This is a genomic window from Exiguobacterium artemiae (genome assembly GCF_033342815.1).
Lineage (GTDB): Bacteria > Bacillota > Bacilli > Exiguobacteriales > Exiguobacteriaceae > Exiguobacterium_A > Exiguobacterium_A artemiae_A.
Genome location: NZ_JAWPEN010000002.1, coordinates 288,584 through 304,765, shown reverse-complemented (window position 1 = coordinate 304,765; position 16,182 = coordinate 288,584). Strand labels below are relative to the sequence as shown.

The 16,182-nt window shown below is 50.1% G+C and carries 18 protein-coding genes and 1 riboswitch; of the genes, 6 read left to right on the top strand and 12 right to left on the bottom strand.

All coding sequences use genetic code 11. From position 1 onward, the window contains the following. Positions 1-88: 88 nt before the first annotated feature. Positions 89-1,114 carry an iron-containing alcohol dehydrogenase family protein gene (locus R7V76_RS04090; protein ID WP_318091378.1) on the bottom strand — a complete coding sequence of 342 codons (1,026 nt, stop codon included), beginning with the start codon at positions 1,112-1,114 and terminating at the stop codon, positions 89-91. A 138-nt stretch (positions 1,115-1,252) separates the two neighbouring features. Here R7V76_RS04090 and R7V76_RS04085 point away from each other — a divergent pair, with 138 nt between their 5' ends. Beyond that, positions 1,253-2,077, top strand: coding sequence for an aldo/keto reductase (locus R7V76_RS04085; RefSeq protein ID WP_318091377.1), 825 nt, complete (start codon positions 1,253-1,255; stop codon positions 2,075-2,077). A 76-nt stretch (positions 2,078-2,153) separates the two neighbouring features. Here the strand turns inward: R7V76_RS04085 and R7V76_RS04080 are convergent, their stop codons facing one another. The 3 genes from R7V76_RS04080 to R7V76_RS04070 all read right to left on the bottom strand — a co-directional run bounded on the left by R7V76_RS04080 (position 2,154) and on the right by R7V76_RS04070 (position 3,676). After that, on the bottom strand, positions 2,154-2,909 hold the full coding sequence (locus R7V76_RS04080; RefSeq protein WP_318091376.1) for a general stress protein: 756 nt from the start codon (positions 2,907-2,909) through the stop codon (positions 2,154-2,156). 123 nt (positions 2,910-3,032) lie between these two features. Further along, positions 3,033-3,350, bottom strand: coding sequence for a DMT family transporter (locus tag R7V76_RS04075; protein WP_318091375.1), 318 nt, complete (start codon positions 3,348-3,350; stop codon positions 3,033-3,035). Further along, a complete protein-coding gene (locus R7V76_RS04070) occupies positions 3,347-3,676 on the bottom strand; it encodes a DMT family transporter (protein ID WP_318091374.1) in 330 nt (109 codons plus the stop codon). Before R7V76_RS04070 ends, R7V76_RS04075 begins: the two co-directional genes overlap by 4 nt. A gap of 263 nt (positions 3,677-3,939) precedes the next feature. On the opposite strand from R7V76_RS04070, the gene R7V76_RS04065 reads away from it, so the two are divergent. Continuing rightward, positions 3,940-4,497: a GNAT family N-acetyltransferase gene (locus R7V76_RS04065; RefSeq protein WP_012369315.1), complete on the top strand. Its 558-nt coding sequence runs from the start codon at positions 3,940-3,942 to the stop codon at positions 4,495-4,497. A 182-nt stretch (positions 4,498-4,679) separates the two neighbouring features. Continuing rightward, entirely contained in the window at positions 4,680-7,232 is a 2,553-nt protein-coding gene (locus tag R7V76_RS04060) for an SH3 domain-containing C40 family peptidase (protein ID WP_318091373.1), read from the top strand. A 54-nt stretch (positions 7,233-7,286) separates the two neighbouring features. Here the strand turns inward: R7V76_RS04060 and R7V76_RS04055 are convergent, their stop codons facing one another. Then, entirely contained in the window at positions 7,287-7,580 is a 294-nt protein-coding gene (locus tag R7V76_RS04055; protein WP_214855623.1) for a putative quinol monooxygenase, read from the bottom strand. A gap of 77 nt (positions 7,581-7,657) precedes the next feature. Between R7V76_RS04055 and R7V76_RS04050 the strand changes: the two genes are divergently transcribed. Both R7V76_RS04050 and msrA read left to right on the top strand, forming a co-directional pair. Next, positions 7,658-8,830: a M20 metallopeptidase family protein gene (locus R7V76_RS04050; RefSeq protein ID WP_318091372.1), complete on the top strand. Its 1,173-nt coding sequence runs from the start codon at positions 7,658-7,660 to the stop codon at positions 8,828-8,830. A gap of 71 nt (positions 8,831-8,901) precedes the next feature. Continuing rightward, positions 8,902-9,005, top strand: a riboswitch (SAM riboswitch). A gap of 104 nt (positions 9,006-9,109) precedes the next feature. Further along, positions 9,110-9,640 carry a peptide-methionine (S)-S-oxide reductase MsrA gene (gene msrA, locus R7V76_RS04045; protein WP_318091371.1) on the top strand — a complete coding sequence of 177 codons (531 nt, stop codon included), beginning with the start codon at positions 9,110-9,112 and terminating at the stop codon, positions 9,638-9,640. An 89-nt stretch (positions 9,641-9,729) separates the two neighbouring features. On the opposite strand, the gene R7V76_RS04040 is transcribed toward msrA, so the two are convergent. From R7V76_RS04040 to R7V76_RS04030, 3 genes are all read right to left on the bottom strand, one after another. Beyond that, positions 9,730-10,209 carry a DMT family transporter gene (locus tag R7V76_RS04040; protein ID WP_318091370.1) on the bottom strand — a complete coding sequence of 160 codons (480 nt, stop codon included), beginning with the start codon at positions 10,207-10,209 and terminating at the stop codon, positions 9,730-9,732. 23 nt (positions 10,210-10,232) lie between these two features. Continuing rightward, a complete protein-coding gene (locus R7V76_RS04035; protein WP_318091369.1) occupies positions 10,233-10,661 on the bottom strand; it encodes a DMT family transporter in 429 nt (142 codons plus the stop codon). 120 nt (positions 10,662-10,781) lie between these two features. Then, on the bottom strand, positions 10,782-11,717 hold the full coding sequence (locus R7V76_RS04030; protein ID WP_318091368.1) for an NAD(P)H-dependent flavin oxidoreductase: 936 nt from the start codon (positions 11,715-11,717) through the stop codon (positions 10,782-10,784). Between the two features lie 82 nt (positions 11,718-11,799). Here R7V76_RS04030 and R7V76_RS04025 point away from each other — a divergent pair, with 82 nt between their 5' ends. Then, positions 11,800-12,318 (top strand): gamma carbonic anhydrase family protein, encoded by a 519-nt coding sequence (locus R7V76_RS04025; RefSeq protein ID WP_318091367.1) that lies wholly within the window; start codon positions 11,800-11,802, stop codon positions 12,316-12,318. A 51-nt stretch (positions 12,319-12,369) separates the two neighbouring features. Here the strand turns inward: R7V76_RS04025 and paaX are convergent, their stop codons facing one another. The 4 genes from paaX to R7V76_RS04005 all read right to left on the bottom strand — a co-directional run bounded on the left by paaX (position 12,370) and on the right by R7V76_RS04005 (position 16,172). Beyond that, positions 12,370-13,254 carry a phenylacetic acid degradation operon negative regulatory protein PaaX gene (paaX, locus tag R7V76_RS04020; protein WP_214766252.1) on the bottom strand — a complete coding sequence of 295 codons (885 nt, stop codon included), beginning with the start codon at positions 13,252-13,254 and terminating at the stop codon, positions 12,370-12,372. A 76-nt stretch (positions 13,255-13,330) separates the two neighbouring features. Beyond that, positions 13,331-14,101, bottom strand: coding sequence for an enoyl-CoA hydratase-related protein (locus R7V76_RS04015; protein WP_318091366.1), 771 nt, complete (start codon positions 14,099-14,101; stop codon positions 13,331-13,333). Next, complete coding sequence (locus R7V76_RS04010; protein WP_318091365.1) at positions 14,098-15,306, bottom strand: acetyl-CoA C-acyltransferase; 1,209 nt, start codon at positions 15,304-15,306, stop codon at positions 14,098-14,100. Before R7V76_RS04010 ends, R7V76_RS04015 begins: the two co-directional genes overlap by 4 nt. Next, positions 15,303-16,172 carry a 3-hydroxyacyl-CoA dehydrogenase gene (locus R7V76_RS04005; RefSeq protein WP_318091406.1) on the bottom strand — a complete coding sequence of 290 codons (870 nt, stop codon included), beginning with the start codon at positions 16,170-16,172 and terminating at the stop codon, positions 15,303-15,305. Before R7V76_RS04005 ends, R7V76_RS04010 begins: the two co-directional genes overlap by 4 nt. Positions 16,173-16,182: the final 10 nt, after the last annotated feature.

Below are 16,182 nucleotides of genomic sequence, written 5' to 3'. Positions count from 1 at the left end.
ATTATTCTACCACCCTTTTGTTTCGTAAAAAAAGAATCACTCGCTTCACGCCACTCCTGCAGGAAAAATCGTCCTTCTTCTTACGGCATCAACGTACGGAAACGGCCTGCCGGTCATTTTTCATTAAAGTCGAAAAAACGGTTTCTTCTGACCAGTCCGTTGCAATCAATTGACAGAGCGGTTCTTGGCCAATTCGTTTTGCCAAGTCGGCTCGCTCCGCTTCCGTCAATCCGAGATCTGTACTCGTCGTCGGTTGTTTGTTTTCAATCAAATACTGTCGGAGCTCTGCATAGGATTCCGGATTACCCAACAGCGATTCCTGGATCAACAAGCCGTAACCGACTTTACTTCCGTGTAAAATCCGTTTCGTCGACGGAAACGGCGATAATGCATTATGGACGCCGTGACCAATCGCCCCGCGTGTCGCTTCGTCACCGAATCCGCCGGCACTTCCGGCAAGGGGAATGACCGTTTCCACCAGATGTTGAATCGAAAGCGGATAATCTTGAAATTGTTCGGGACTGATCGGCGTCTGCAAAATCAATTGTTTGCAGTGTTCTGCCATCCGTAAGGCGGTTTCGACGACCGGATTGTCAGAAGTCGCCCCACTCAGTGCCCGGGCTTCATACCATTTAGCCAACGTATCGACCAGACCGGCAACAAAATAATCGTATGGACTGGCTGCTAAAATCCGGTGATCAAGCAACAAGGCTTCGATGACGACAGGAATCGTGTCAAAACGAAGGTACTGTCCCCGTTCGTCGTACATGACGCTGAGCGGTGTCCAAGGGGCACAGTTCGAGACGAGCGTCGGAATGACGATCAAGGGACGGTTTAGTTTGCAGGCAACTTGTTTGGCCGTGTCGATGACGGACCCGCCGCCAAGAGCGATGATGATTTCATATGAGGCACATCGTTCTGTCAGCTCGGCTACCTGCTGGTCGGTACAGTGTCCGGAAAATAATAACTTCGGCAGTTCCGGTAAATACTGTTCGGACGATTTCAACGCCTGTTCGCCGTGAATCAGGACAGCTTTTCTCCCCCGTAATAATTCTGAAAGTCGATCGACAGCATGTTCTTCATGTATGTATTGTAAAACGGCTTGACGAATCATCTTCATCCCTCCCAATATTTGTTAACGCTCAGTATACGGATTTACCTGCGCCAATTCAACCCTTGCTTTGATTCGATTTTCGAAAGTGAAAAGCGTAAACTGGTTAAGACAGGATTATCATCATAAGGGGGAGTTCAAATGGAGTTCGTCACATTGAATAATGGACTGGTTATGCCGCAACTAGGTTACGGTGTCTTTAAAGTCCCGGAACAGGAAGTCTATGAAGCGGTGCGGGAAGCTTTACGGGTCGGCTACCGTTCCATCGATACGGCAATGATTTATGAAAACGAAGCCGGTGTCGGTCGTGCATTAAAAGATTCGGGGATTCCACGGGAAGAGATTTTTTTAACGACGAAGGTTTGGAATAAGGATCAAGGTTACGAACAGACACTTGCCGCCTTTGAAACAAGTCTTACAAAACTTGGTGTCGATTACGTCGATTTATACTTGATTCATTGGCCGATGCCGGACGAGGATTTATACATGGATACGTGGCGGGCATTAGAACAGTTGTATCGGGACGGCAAAACAAAAGCCATCGGGGTCTCGAATTTCCACATTCCACATTTAACACGGGTACTGGAAGAAGGAACCGTCGTCCCAGCCGTCAATCAAATCGAGTTACATCCGTTCTTGAGTCAGGAAGCCATCCGTGAATTTTGCCAAAAGAACGGGATTGTTGTCGAAGCATGGAGTCCGTTAATGAAAGGCCGCGACGCCTTAACAGAACCGGTCATCACAGAGATTGCAGCACGCCACGGCAAAACCCCTGCTCAAGTCGTTCTCCGCTGGCACCTGCAGCATGACATCATCGCGATTCCGAAATCCGTCACACCAAGCCGGATTCAGGAAAACCTGGACATCTTTGAGTTTACGTTGTCTCCGGACGACATGCGACAAATCGATCAGCTCAATCGTAACGAGCGGACCGGATCGAATCCGGACGACATGCACAAAAAATAAGACGAGGCTCACATCACTGTGAACATCGCCTGATACAAAGAGGCTGACACGTCCGTCAGTCTCTTTTTTTTGGGGATTAACGATCCAAATCGTTTCCGTGATCCTGTTTCGCCACATCATCAGAGTGATCCGCCGAACGGGTCGGACGGTGCAGTTGTTCTTTTTTCTCATCCGAATGTTCCTCATGACGTTCCTTTTGTTCTTCCCACTCCGGACGTTTAAAATCGTCGTCCCGGCGCATCGCAATGTCCGGTTCACGGTTACTGTCCAGTTTGGCATGCTGAATTGCCTCTTCGTCCTGCGGCATCTTGTCGGTGCCGGCACGATGCAAATCGATGTCCGCATGCTCTTCTTTTGAGTCTTTATCGACGTCAAGCGGATTGCCCGATCCGAGTTGCGCATTGGAATTGGCATCGTCTGATGTATGCGTTTCTTCATAACTGCCGTAACGCACTTTGACGTCCGGATGTGTATTGTCCGTATTTAAATGGGGATCAAACTGAATGTCCTGAACTTCCAGTAACAGAACGAATCCGCCGCCTTCGACTTCCGTTTTATGGACTTCGACTTGATCCGCCGGTAAATCGAGCGAACCAAACAGATCGTCCACTTCCTGATCGCGTCCGTGATTTCCACGGATCCGGTCGATCCATGACGGTTTCGTCGTCGCGATTTCCGCATCCATCTGACTGCGGACAAGTTGAAGATTCGATTTCTCTTTGACGATGATATAAAAATCTTCTTCGCGATGACCTTGCTGATGCAACTCATCCATTTTCGAAATCAGTTCTTCCTCTTTATAAAACGTTCCGATATACTGTTTCGTTTTCATATCCATCCATCCCCTTATGCACGATTTTAATGACGTACTTGTCTTATAAGGAGTATTTCCTTTTTTCAGCTAAAATATGCCACCTAGTCGGCTCGAACAGGAAAAGTAATCTAAATGATATGTTTATTCTCCAATCAGCTTCAAACCAATCGTCGCACTAAGAATTAAGCCGATACAAACAATCCGTTTCCAATCCTTCGCTTCATTGTAAAAAATCATGCTGAGAATCGTCCCACCGGCTGCTCCAATGCCCGTCCAGACCGCATAAGCTGTTCCCATTGGCAGCTCATTCATCGCTAAGGTCAGGAATAAAAAACTGAGTCCAAAACCAGTGAACATCAGCAACAGATTCTTGACGTTTTTTTGTTGATTGTACGTATTGATCAAAACAACACCCAACATTTCAAACAGTCCTGCCAGAATCAAATAAAACCAACTCATTGTTTTTCACCCTCCCCGCTGACTAATTTCAAACCGATCACACCTACGAGCAAGACGGCAATCAATATCAGCTTGATGACGGATGCGGACTGACCAAACAGAACGATATCCGTCACGACCGTCCCTGCTGTACCGAGTCCGACGAACACCGCATAGACCGTTCCGACCGGCAAATGATTGCTGACTTTAATTAAAACAGTAAAACTGATAATGATACTGACCACAGTCGCCGCCCATTCAAGTGGTGTCGTAGCGTGCTTTAATCCGATGACCCAACCGACTTCAAAAAAGGATGCCAGGATGATGCTGAACCAATATTTTGCCATGTGATTTCCTCCTTCAGTTCGAATCAAACAAAAAAGCCCGGGAGCAAGCGTAAAAACGCTTTACTCCCGGGCTTTTATCCCTCCGTTGCATAAGGTTTCCCTTATGTTCCTCCCTTGGTCCAGCCGAACGGAACCCTAGAGGATACTTATACTGTTCATTCGATACACCGACTTTAGCACGCTTGATTTTGCCTGTCAAACAGGAAAATCGGGCTGAACAGCTAATATCTTATAGAGAGTCCACTACAGAGGAGGAGTCCATCATGCGCTATAAAATCAACGAGCAACTGCGAATCCGTCGTTTCACTCCAGAAGATTTAGAAGCTGTCCATGCCTATGCCTCAAAACCGATTGTCAGTCAGTATCAATCGTGGGGACCCAACTCCGAAAGCGACAGTAAACAGTTTATTCATGATGCTCTCGAGAGCGAACTTGAAAATCCACGCCGCCGTTATGTCTTTGCCGTCACCTTCCCGGACGACCGTGTCATCGGAGCCGGTGAACTGGTGATCACCGATACCGAACACAAGATTGCCGAAATCGGTTATATCCTGTCACCCGATGAATGGGGAAACGGCTATGCAACGTCCGTTGCGGCATTTTTACTCGAATTCGGATTCGAAAAACTGGAGTTACACCGGATTACCGCCACGTGTGACCCGCGAAATGTCGCTTCAGAACGTGTCCTTCAGAAAGTCGGGATGACGAAAGAAGGACAGCTCCGTGAAACCGTCTATCTCGAAGATCATTGGCGCGATTCGCTCATTTACGGCATGCTCGATTGGGAATGGCAAGTCGATCATGAAGACGATCCCGCATAATTCAGATGGTGCCTCTTTAACACGAGGTACCGTTTTTTTTTTGCATCATATTGTCCCTTGTATCATTTGGGTGATGATTTACTTTTTTTGATATCTTTTTACACCATTAAAAATGAACATGGTAAACTTAGTTTTAATTGGAGTAAAAATTAATTTTCTAGAGAAATGGAGTTTTAGATACGATGCCTCTTTCAAAAAAATGGTTCACGTCACTCGCCGCTTCCGTCATGCTGTTCAGTTCTTTCCCGATCAGTCCGCTGGCAGAAGGAAATGATTCAGCCGTCGTTGTCGACGAGCAAACAGAAGTGGCGACCGGTAAACAGTTTACCCAGACTGCTACCCCGGTCTTTGAAACAACGGAAAGTACAGCCGCAGTCAGCACCTTGCCTGCCGCTACTGAAGTCGAGACGTTCGGAGTCGAAGGTCTCTTTACCCGCATTAAACTCGATGGTGTCTACCGGTTTGTGAAGACAGACCAGTTGGCGGATACTCCTGTCTATCCGAAAATCGGCAGTCACTATACAAATAAAGTGACCGTCCTTTATTCATCGGCAGATTCGTCGGCAGCAACCGCTCAGACATTTGCGCCAAACAGCAAAATCGATACATATGGTCAGGTCGGTCTCTTCACCCGCGTCAAACAGGATGCCGGTTATCTGTTTGTCCTGACGGCGGATTTAAGTACAACCCCTGTCTATTCGGCGACAGGAGAACGGTTTGTCCAACAAAAAACACCGGTCTATCCGACCGCCGACACCACACAAAAACCGCTTGCCACTTTGACACAAAATGATGCCATCAAGACACTCGGTACTTCAGGAAACTTCACCCGGATTGAGTTAAATGGTACGTATGCCTTCGTCTTGACGGCTCATCTCGGAACAAAACCGGTCATCTCGTATACAGCAACCGGCAAAAAATACAGCCAACAGCTTGCAACTGTCTACCCGACCGCTGCAACGACAGGGACACCACTCGGTACATTGGCTCAAAATCAACTCGTCGACATTTACGGCGTATCCGGTGTCTATACACGCGTCCGCTTAAACAATGTCTATGGATTTGTCCTGACGGCTCAGTTAGGTGACCTGGAGTTTTTTGCACAGACAGCCCGGTTGTATGTCCAGTCGCCTACTCCAATCCGCCAGTTGCCTAATGCATCCAGTCCCGTCTTAAAGGAGCATCAGACGAATACGCTGTTAACCGTCTACGGAACAAGCGGCGCCTACAGTCGGATTTTATTCCGCGGACAATATGCCTATGTCCTGACGAGCGCACTCGCTCCCTTAAAAGTTTATGCCAAAACAGATCGTTTATACGTCCAGACACCGACGTCGATTCGTTCCGCACCTAATACGTCCAGTCCCGTCCTTAAGCAGCATCAGACGAATACGCTGTTAACCGTCTACGGAACGAGCGGTGCTTACAGCCGGATTCTGTTCCGCGGACAATACGCCTACGTCTTAACGAGTACGCTTGCCCCGACGAAAGTCTATGCCAAGACAGGTCTCCGGTATACGAGCAAATCGACAGCTATTTTTAAAGACACGACCGCAAAAACGATTGTCCGTACAATGAAGCGTGCAGAACAGATTGACATTTACGGCACAAGCGGCGCGTACACACGCGTTAAGCTTGGTTCTGTCTACGCTTACGTCAAAACAACCGATCTCGTGACGAAAAAACCGGATTTGTATGATGTCACCGGAATCCGTTACGTTCTCGATGATAAAGTCGTCGTTCACCCGAAAGCCAGTCTGACAGGAAAAATCGGCACCCTGAAGAAAAATGCACAACTGTCGATTTACGGTACAAGCGGCTACTACACACGGGTCAAAATTGGAACGACGTTTGGCTACGTCGACTCGAGCAGACTCGGTTTAAACAAACCGGTCGCGCGTCCAAAAGTCGGCACCGTCTTTTATGTCCACTTTGATCAGACGCCGCTCTTCTCAGCCGATGTCGCCTACAGCCGCCCTGCCGGTTATTTGAGCAAAGGCACAAAGTTGATCGGTCTGAAAGCAATCGACGATGACTTTTGGCAAGTCCGCTTGCCAAACGGAACAACCGGTTATGTCATCAATCCGTACATCGGAACAACAAAACCGGACATGCGTTACACCCAACAAGCGATTAACCGTCAAAAAATCTATACGGTCAAAGCAATATCGTCTTATTTTGTGACACCGGTCAGTCCGAAAAGTGCCGGACTGATGGAACAGGGAAAACGTGTTTATCCCCGGTACCGGGTCGGTAATTTTTATGTCATTCAGTCCGGCTGGTCCCCTGTTTATCTGCCGGTCAGTGCCGTCACGGTAAAAACGGATACACGGATTGCACAGAAAAACACATCGCGCGGTGAAAAGTTGATTCAGGCAGCCGCCAAACACTTAGGAACACCATATACATGGGGTTCGCAAACAGCAGCCAACGGCGGGTTTGATTGTTCCGGACTGATTCATTACGCAACGAATGAAGCCGGGAAATACGGTGGCCGGACGAACGTCAGCGGCTACTGGTACGGTGCGTTCTTTACGAATCGCCGGACGACAATCAGCAGCGGGAAACGGTCGGATATCGTCTTTTTCGAAAATACGTATACGGACGGACCGTCACACATCGGTATCATGCTCGATAATGAATATTTCATTCATGCCGGCGGCTCACAACTGCAAATCAACTCGATTTACGAACCACGTTGGCGGGAACATTTCCTCGGCTTTAAATCGATGTAACAACGAAAAAGGCGTATGGACCCTTGCGGATCCATACGCCCTTCTTTCCTTGATTCAGAATGTCATCTCGACGTATTTCGTCACTTGACGGTCCTCCAGGTACAACTCGATTTGTTCCCGGTATGCTTTATAGTGGTCCGATGCAATATGTGCTTCCAGTGCTTCTTCATCCTGATAGACTTCATAGAGCATGAACTGATGTTCATTTTCAATCGATTGATGTAATGTATAACGCAAGCAACCCGGTTCATTTTGTGCTGCTTTGTAGACTGTGCTTAAAATTGGAAAGACTTGATCGGCTAATCCTGCTTTGACTGTAAGAACGGCATTGACGATGATTTCACCCATATGTTGATTCCTCCTCTAATTGATTACTTCTATCTGTACCCGTTTTTACTCAAGACATACCGAAAAGGATGATTTCGATGCAAGAAAATTTATTTACCTACTTAACTGGTTATGAACCGGAGATGATTCGTTTACGCCGCGACTTTCACCGCCATCCGGAATTATCGTTTCAAGAAGTCCGCACTCCCGCTAAAATCGCTGCTTTTTATGATGAACTCGGTATTCCGTACCGGGCAAACGTCGGCGGCAGCGGGATCGTCGCGACGCTGAAAGGAACACGTCCCGGAAAAACAATCGCCATCCGGGCCGATTTTGATGCGTTGCCGTTGCAGGAAGAAACCGAGTTATCGTTCCGTTCGATTCGTCCCGGCGTCATGCATGCCTGCGGACACGACGGTCATACGGCGATTGTCCTCGGACTGGCCGCTGCTTTTCATGCCATACAGGATGAACTGGCAGGTACTGTCGTCTTCATTCATCAACACGGTGAAGAAGTGTTCCCCGGCGGTGCCATCCAGATGATTGAGGACGGTTGTCTCGACGGAGTCGATGCCATCTTCGGCACTCACCTCGAAAATGATCTTCCGGTCGGATCAATCGGCTATCACAGCGGTCATACGTTATGTGCAATCGATGAATTTGAAATTGTTGTTCACGGTCAAGGCGGTCATGCCCAAGCTCCGCACCGGACACAGGATGCGCTCGTCGCCGGTGCCCAGCTTGTCTGCAATCTCCAGCATCTCGTCAGCCGGCGGGTTGATCCATTTGAGCCGGCTATCGTTGCAATCGGTTCGTTCCACGCCGGAACGGCACCGAACATCGTCACCGGTGAAGCCCGGATCGTCGGAGAAATCCGGACGTTCAATGAACAACTCCGGCACCAGTTACGCCAACAGGTGGATCTCGTCGCCCGGACGACCTGCACCGGAGTCGGCGCTGATTATTCGATTGATTTCACGACCGGTTATCCGTCGCTTTGGAATCATCCGGATGAAACACAGCTCGTCCGGGAATCCGCCGGTTTTTTACCGGAATCACAGGTTCGCGAGATGAAACCGATGATGGCAGCGGATGACTTTGCCTATTACCTCGAAAAAGTACCGGGCAGTTATTTCTTCACGGGCTCTGCAAAAATGGACGGGCGGACGATTTATCCGCAACACCATCCGAAATATGAAATCGATGAGCGGGCTCTGCTGATTGGATCCAAAACGTTAGGAGCCACCGTTCTTCGTGCCTTACAAACATAAGGATTGACTTTCCACTTTTATGAATGGTATTATCATCCCAATGATAACGAACTTACATCAACTTCATATAACACTTATCAAGAGTGGACCGAGAGATCTGGATCGATGACGTCCCAGCAACCTGCGCACAGCAAGGTGCTACGACCAGCAAAGCGAAAGCTTTGGTTGATAAAAAGCGGCGACTCCTTTTGCAACCAAGCAAAGGAGTCGTTTTCGTTTTCTCACTGTCAGACATGACAGGATCAAGGCTCAAGAAGCCAAGGGAAAGGGAGAGATGACATGGAAAAAGCAACATTTGCAGGCGGATGTTTCTGGTGCATGGTGACACCATTTGAGGAACTGCCGGGGATTCACAGTATCGTATCCGGCTATACAGGAGGACATGTCGACAATCCGACATACGAGCAAGTCAAAACCGGAACGACCGGACATTCCGAAGTCGTTGAAATTACATTTGATCCGGCACTGTTCTCCTACGAACGGTTACTCGAACTGTACTGGCCGCAAACGGATCCGACCGATGCCGGCGGACAATTCCAGGACCGCGGTACACAATATGCTCCGGCGATTTTTTATCATACGGAAGAACAACGCCTGGCAGCAATTGCGTCCCGTGACGCCTTAGCGGCGACAAACCGTTTTAAACAACCAATCGTCACCCGGATTGAACCGGCACACGCCTTCTATCCGGCGGAAGAATACCATCAAGACTTCCACAAAAAAAATCCGGACCATTATAAGAAAGACCGGAAAGCATCCGGTCGCGACGCCTTTATCGATGTCGCCTGGAAAGAAGAAGTCACTGTCTGATTCAGCTTCAAAAAGAGATCACCCTTTCACGCACTTTACCAGTAGAAGTGGCGTGAAAGAAATGATCTCTTTTTTATATCTTTTTTTCTTCAGGAAATGACTTTAACATCTTCCACTTCTTCTGCATCCTCCGCGACCTGATACCGCTTCAGGACGAAGATGCCGCTCAGCATGACGGCCAGACCGATGATCTGACCAAACGACAACTCGACTTTCGGTAAACCGAACCAGCCAAAGACGTCGACACAGAGCGCAAAACTGAGTTGCGAAATCAGGACGACGGAAATCGCAATTGACGGTCCGAGCAACTGAATTCCACGCATGACACAAAAGACAACCCCGACCCCAACGAAACCGCCAAACAGATAAAGCGGCTGGACTTCGGCCAGCCCCGCAAGCGTTCCACCCCGAAAGAAGATCAATGCGAGCAACGACCCGAGCAGTCCGACAAAAAAGACTAATGTCGTCGTCGCCCAAGCACCGAAGGCATGACTCATCCGTGCATTTAAAACGGTCTGTAAACTGATCATCATCCCTGCGACGATGGCACAAAACATTCCGAGCCCCATTCTAATTCCTCCTCCTATTCCATTCAGGCAAATGAAAAAATCAAGACGCCGGTCAACATCAAGCCGACCCCGACCCCCTGCCCGGTATTACTGCTTTTTTTAACGACTCCAAACCAGCCGTTCAAATCAATTACAAAGGCACACAAGATCTGTGCGACAAGCAACAGCGACATCGCCCATGTCATCCCGAGCAGTTGAATCGACGTCAGTTCCGTCACGACAACAAAGACACCAAGCAATCCGCCGCTTGCGTAAATCAGCGGCAAGGTGCGGAAACCGCCGATTTTCCGGTCCTGGACAAATCCGTAAATTAATAAACAGCCGATTAGACCGACGAAATGGACGATCGTCACGGAGATCCACGGCCCAACCGCGTCACCAAGCCGGGCATTAAAAATCCCTTGCAATGCGATGAACAATCCGCTGAATAAAGCAAAAACGATTCCTTGCATCTTCATCCTCCTTTTTCTCTAATTACGAGTAGAACGTATTTTGCACTCATTTGAAAGGACAAATGTCCTGAACCACAAAAAAGAAGCGGACCTGATCGGTCGGCTTCTTTTGCTTCTCTACTACTGGAGTGTCCGATACATCCGTTCGATCCGTCCGAACGCATCATCCATCATCCGGTTAAACAGCTCCGCGACGGTCGGAACATCATCAATCAAACCGGAGATCAGACCGGCATTAACGTATCCTGCCGTCTCGTCCCCCTCAAGGGCTCCTTTAATATGAAACGATTCGGTTGTCTGTTCCTGAAAAGCCGCAAGTGACGTCGGCTGCAGTGCCTCGACATACGGTCCGTTCAGCACACGCCGGACCTGTCCGACTTCACGGCCGATGATTCGTGTTTCCAGATCGTCCGCCTGCACAAGATGTTGTTTATACTGCTCATGCACACGGGATTCCTGGGTCGCAATCAATCGGGTGCCGAGCTGCACACCTTCTGCTCCGAGCATCCAGGCAGCGGCAAGACCACGCCCGTCGCCGATGCCGCCGGCGGCAAGGACAGGAATCGTGACATGATCCGCAATTTGCGGAATCAGGGTCATCGTGGTCAACTCAAGCGGTGAATTGATGCCCGCCGCTTCGACGCCTTCCGCCACCAATACATCAATCCCCGCCTGTTCGGCTTTAATCGCCTGTTTGACCGAAGCAACGACTCCGATCGTCTGGATCCCCGCCTGCTTTAACTTGGACAAAAAAGGAGCCGGATTACCGGCCGACAAGGATACGACCGGAATCCGTTCTTCAATCGCCAACTCGACCAACTGTTCGGCATGAGGCGAGACGCGGATTGCGATGTTGAGGGCAAACGGACGTGATGTCAACCGGCGTGTCGCTTCGATTAATTGTCTGACTTCAGCAGGTGGCATCGTCCCGCATCCGATCGTTCCAAGCCCTCCGGCATTCGAGACGGCGGCGGTCAGTTCGGCATGGCTGATATTCCCCATCCCGCCTTGAATAATCGGGACATCAATCTGTAATTTGCTGCATAGACGAGACATGGTCTCCCTCCGTTTCCGTTGTCAGGAATGGTATACTAAGTAAGACTGAATTTTAATTCATTTTTAGAAAAGAGGCGTTTTCATGAAGATTCCCTACCGTGATAGTTCCCCCCAGCTCGCCACAAATGTATTTGTCGCTCCCGGTGCTTTTTTGATCGGCGATGTAACTGTCGGGGAAGAGTCGACGATTTGGTTTAATGCCGTCCTGCGCGGCGATGAAGGTCCGATCACGATCGGCAAACGTTGTAGCATCCAGGACAATGCGACCATCCACCTTTACGAGGGAGCACCGGTCATTGTTGAAGATGAGGTGACAGTCGGACACAACGCCATTTTACATGGTTGTAAAATCGGCCGGCGCTCAATCGTCGGGATGGGGGCAACGGTTCTCGATCATGCCGATATTGGGGAAGAATGTATTATCGGTGCCAATACCTTAATTCCGTCCGGAAAAAAATTCCCGCCCCGTTCGCTCATTATCGGGTCACCGGGTAAAGTCGTCCGTGAACTCACAGCATCCGATCTCGAGATGATTCAGGAATCGATCGATTCCTACGTCGATAAAGGGTATGCCTTCCGAAAACAGCTTGCTGACAATTGACGATCGGCACGAAAACGCTCATCTCGTTTCTTCGGGATGAGCGTTTTTGTTTTAGCGTTCTGCAAACAATGGATGTTCCGAAGCATCATAATCGGCACTTTTTTGCGTCACATCGTGGGTTTCACGAAAGATCGATTCAAAAAACCGGCTCGCCGGTTCTGCGAGCAACCGGTAATACTGTTCAAACAACAAGGCCGCGTGATGGCCGCTCCACTCATCCGGCAACAGCTCCTGCGGCAGTCCCGGATCCGTAAATAAAAACTTCCGGTATTCATGGACGAGAGTCGTCCGTTCGACAAAACACTGTTCCTCATCCATTTCACCGAGCTGGATCCGGCTTTGATGAACGATGTAACGCCGGCTGTACTCGGCGATGAACCGTTCATACCGTTCTTGTAATTCATCAAGCGGAAAGGCCCGTTCGACCAGTGATTGATCCTGTTGCGGACCGTGATATTCGCCGACAAAAAAGTCGACATACGCTTTGATATCATAGGCTTCAATTAACCGTTCCGCTTCTTTTTCGAGTGGGTTCGGCGAAATCCAGACACCGTTCGATAAATTTCCGAATCCGCTCCACGACAACTCTTTCCGCAGTTCATCACGGATTTGCCGTTTGTCTTCCGGAATCGTATACATCAGCGTCCGCCATTTTCCGTCCCAGACATGAGGCGTCGATTTATAAATCCGCCGGGCGGCTTCTTCCATCCGCTCAACACCGCGCGGGGTCAACGAATAAAAGCTTTTGGTGCCTTGTTTTTGTGACGTCAACCAGCCCTGCTTGACCATCCGGGAAACCGCGACCCGGACCGCCTGTTCATTATGACCAAACTCTTTGAGCAGACGAATCAGACTGCCGACCCAAATTTGATTGCCGTAATGACGGATGTAATCCCCGTATACTGTAAAAATCATCGATTGTGTATTCGCACTCATGTCATTCACTCTCTCTTTAATATAACGTTTTTTTGTGTACCGTTAGTATACGTGTTATTTCAGAGGACGACCATCCTCATTTTCCTTGAAACTGCGGTGTCCGTTTCTCGGAAAAAGCACGTAACGCCTCCAAGCGGTCTTCCGTCGGGATGACGGTTTCATAGGCAGCTGTTTCAAGTTTCAAGCCTTCGGAAAGCGTATGATCAAGCCCTTGGTCGATTGCCTGTTTCGCCTGCCGGATGGCAATCGGTCCGTTGCACAGCATCTCGTCGGCAAAAGCCAGACAGACTTCCATCAATTCTTCGACGGTTGGGACGACACGCGAGACGATGCCGTAACGCTCCGCTGTCTCCGCATCGATTTTTTTTGCTGTGAAAATCATTTCCTTTGCCCGCGTTTCCCCGATCAACCTTGGCAGACGTTGTGTCCCGCCAGCGCCGGGAATGATTCCGAAACTGGTTTCCGTCAAGCCGACGAGCGCCCCGTTGACGATGATCCGGAAATCACAGGCAAGCATCCATTCAAAGCCGCCTCCGAGCGCATGACCGTTGACGGCAGCAATTGTCGGTTGCGGCAAACGGGCAATATCTGCGAAGACGTCACGAATCATTTCAACGTTCCGCCGGACTTCCGTTTCGTTTAATGTCACCCGTTCCTTTAAGTCCGCTCCGGCACTAAACGCTTTCCCCGTCCCCGTGAAGAGGACGACCCGGATATCCGGCTCGCGACGGACGGTTGCGACGAGCTCTTTCAATTCGACCAACGTCGGATAATCGAAACAGTTCAGCCGTTCCGGCCGGTCCACCCGAATAATGGCGACGTGATCCAAACGTTCCAAATGAATCATGTCAGTCCCTCCCGTTCAACAACGAGCGCAATCCCTTGTCCGACTCCGACACACATCGTCGCGAGACCATATGTCTGATTCGTCCGGCACATCTCGTGGATTAACGTCGTCAAAATCCGTGCCCCGCTTGCACCGAGCGGATGACCGAATGCGATCGCACCTCCGTTGATGTTCACTTTTTCCGGCGGTAAACCAAGCTCGTTCATACAGGCGACGCTTTGTGCCGCAAACGCCTCGTTGAGTTCAATCAAGTCCAGTTGTTCCACCGTCAAACCGGCCCGCTTCAAGACTTTCCGGGTCGCATCGACTGGTCCGATTCCCATGACAGCAGGTTCGACACCTGCGACAGCACTGGCCCGGTAATAGGCAAGCGGCGTCAGACCAAGACGTTCCGCCGTTTCTTCGCTCATCAACAACAGCGCCGCTGCCCCATCGTTGACACCGGATGCATTTCCCGCTGTGACGGTACCATTCGGAAACAGGCTTTTGAGCGTTCCGAGCTTCTCACGGCTCGTATCGGGACGCGGATGTTCGTCCGTTTTCACTTCGACGACCTGTCCTTTACGTGTCGTATACCGGACCGGCACCAGCTCGGTTTGAAAACGATGTGTTTCCATCGCCTGCTTCGCCCGTTGCTGACTGGAGAAGGCAAAATCGTCCTGCACTTCCCGCGAAATGCCGTACCGGGTTGCGACGTGTTCCGCCGTTTCCGGCATCGAGTCCGTTCCATATTTCGCATCCAGCTTTTCATTGACGAACCGCCAGCCGATTGTCGTGTCATACATCGTCGGATTCCCGCGGGCAAAACCCATTTCTGGCTTGCCCATGACGAGCGGAGCACGGGTCATGCTTTCCGTTCCGCCGGCAATGTAAATATCGCCTTCGTTCATCGCAATCGCCCGGGCTGCCGCAATGACGGCATCCAGTCCGGAACCGCACAACCGGTTGACGGTCGTTCCTGCGACTTCGACCGGGAGACCAGCGAGTAAGCCGGACATACGGGCGACATTCCGGTTATCTTCTCCCGCCTGATTGGCATTTCCGAAAATCACTTCTTCGATTTGCTGCGGATCGACATCCGGATTCCGCTCAATGAGGGCTTGAATGACACACGCCCCTAAATCATCCGGACGGACATCTTTCAGTGCCCCGTTATACCGGCCGATCGGCGTACGGACCGCATCAATGATGGCTACACGTCTCATCGTGTCTTCACCCCGCTGTCGGAATAGTCATAGACACCGCGTCCGGTTTTCCGTCCGAGGCGTCCGGCTTTGACATACTGTTCGAGCAGTGGTGCCGGACGGTATTTTTCACCCAATTTTTCATGCAGATACTTCAGATTGTTTAAACGGGTGTCGAGTCCGACGAGATCCCCGAGTTCAAACGGTCCCATCGGATAGTTCAGTCCGAGTTTAATCGCTTTATCAATTTCTTCCGGTGTCCCGAGTCCTTCCTGGAGCATATAAAACGCTTCGTTCCCGACGAGGGCACTGATCCGGGACGTGACGAATCCGGGAAACTCCTGAATGACGACCGTCTCTTTTCCCATCTGTTGCGCAACGGTTTCGCAGATTGCTACCGTTTCGTCCGATGTTTCAAGACCCCGTGCCAGTTCGACAAGCGGCATTCGGTGAACCGGATTAAAGAAATGCATCGCCATGATTCGTTCCGGACGTTTCGTAAACGACGCAATCTCGGTCGGGCTCATCGTCGACGTATTGGTCGCAAAAACACAATCCACCGGTGCATGATGATCCAGTGTCTCAAACACCGTTCGCTTGATATCGAGTCGTTCCGGAACAGCTTCGATGACAAGATCCGCTTCTTTGACCGCCTCTTCTAAATCCGTTGCATAACGCAAACGGTCGAACAGTTGCCCGGCTTCTTCCGTCGTCATTTTCCCGCGGCTGACCCCTTTGTCGGCAATCGTTTCCAGTTCTTGCTGCGCTGACGTAAGCAGCTCTTGCTCCACATCGACCAGCGTCACATCAAATCCGCTTGCTGCTGCGACGTACGCAATTCCTCTTCCCATCACACCTGATCCTACGACAACCATCTGTTGAACCATCATCTGATTT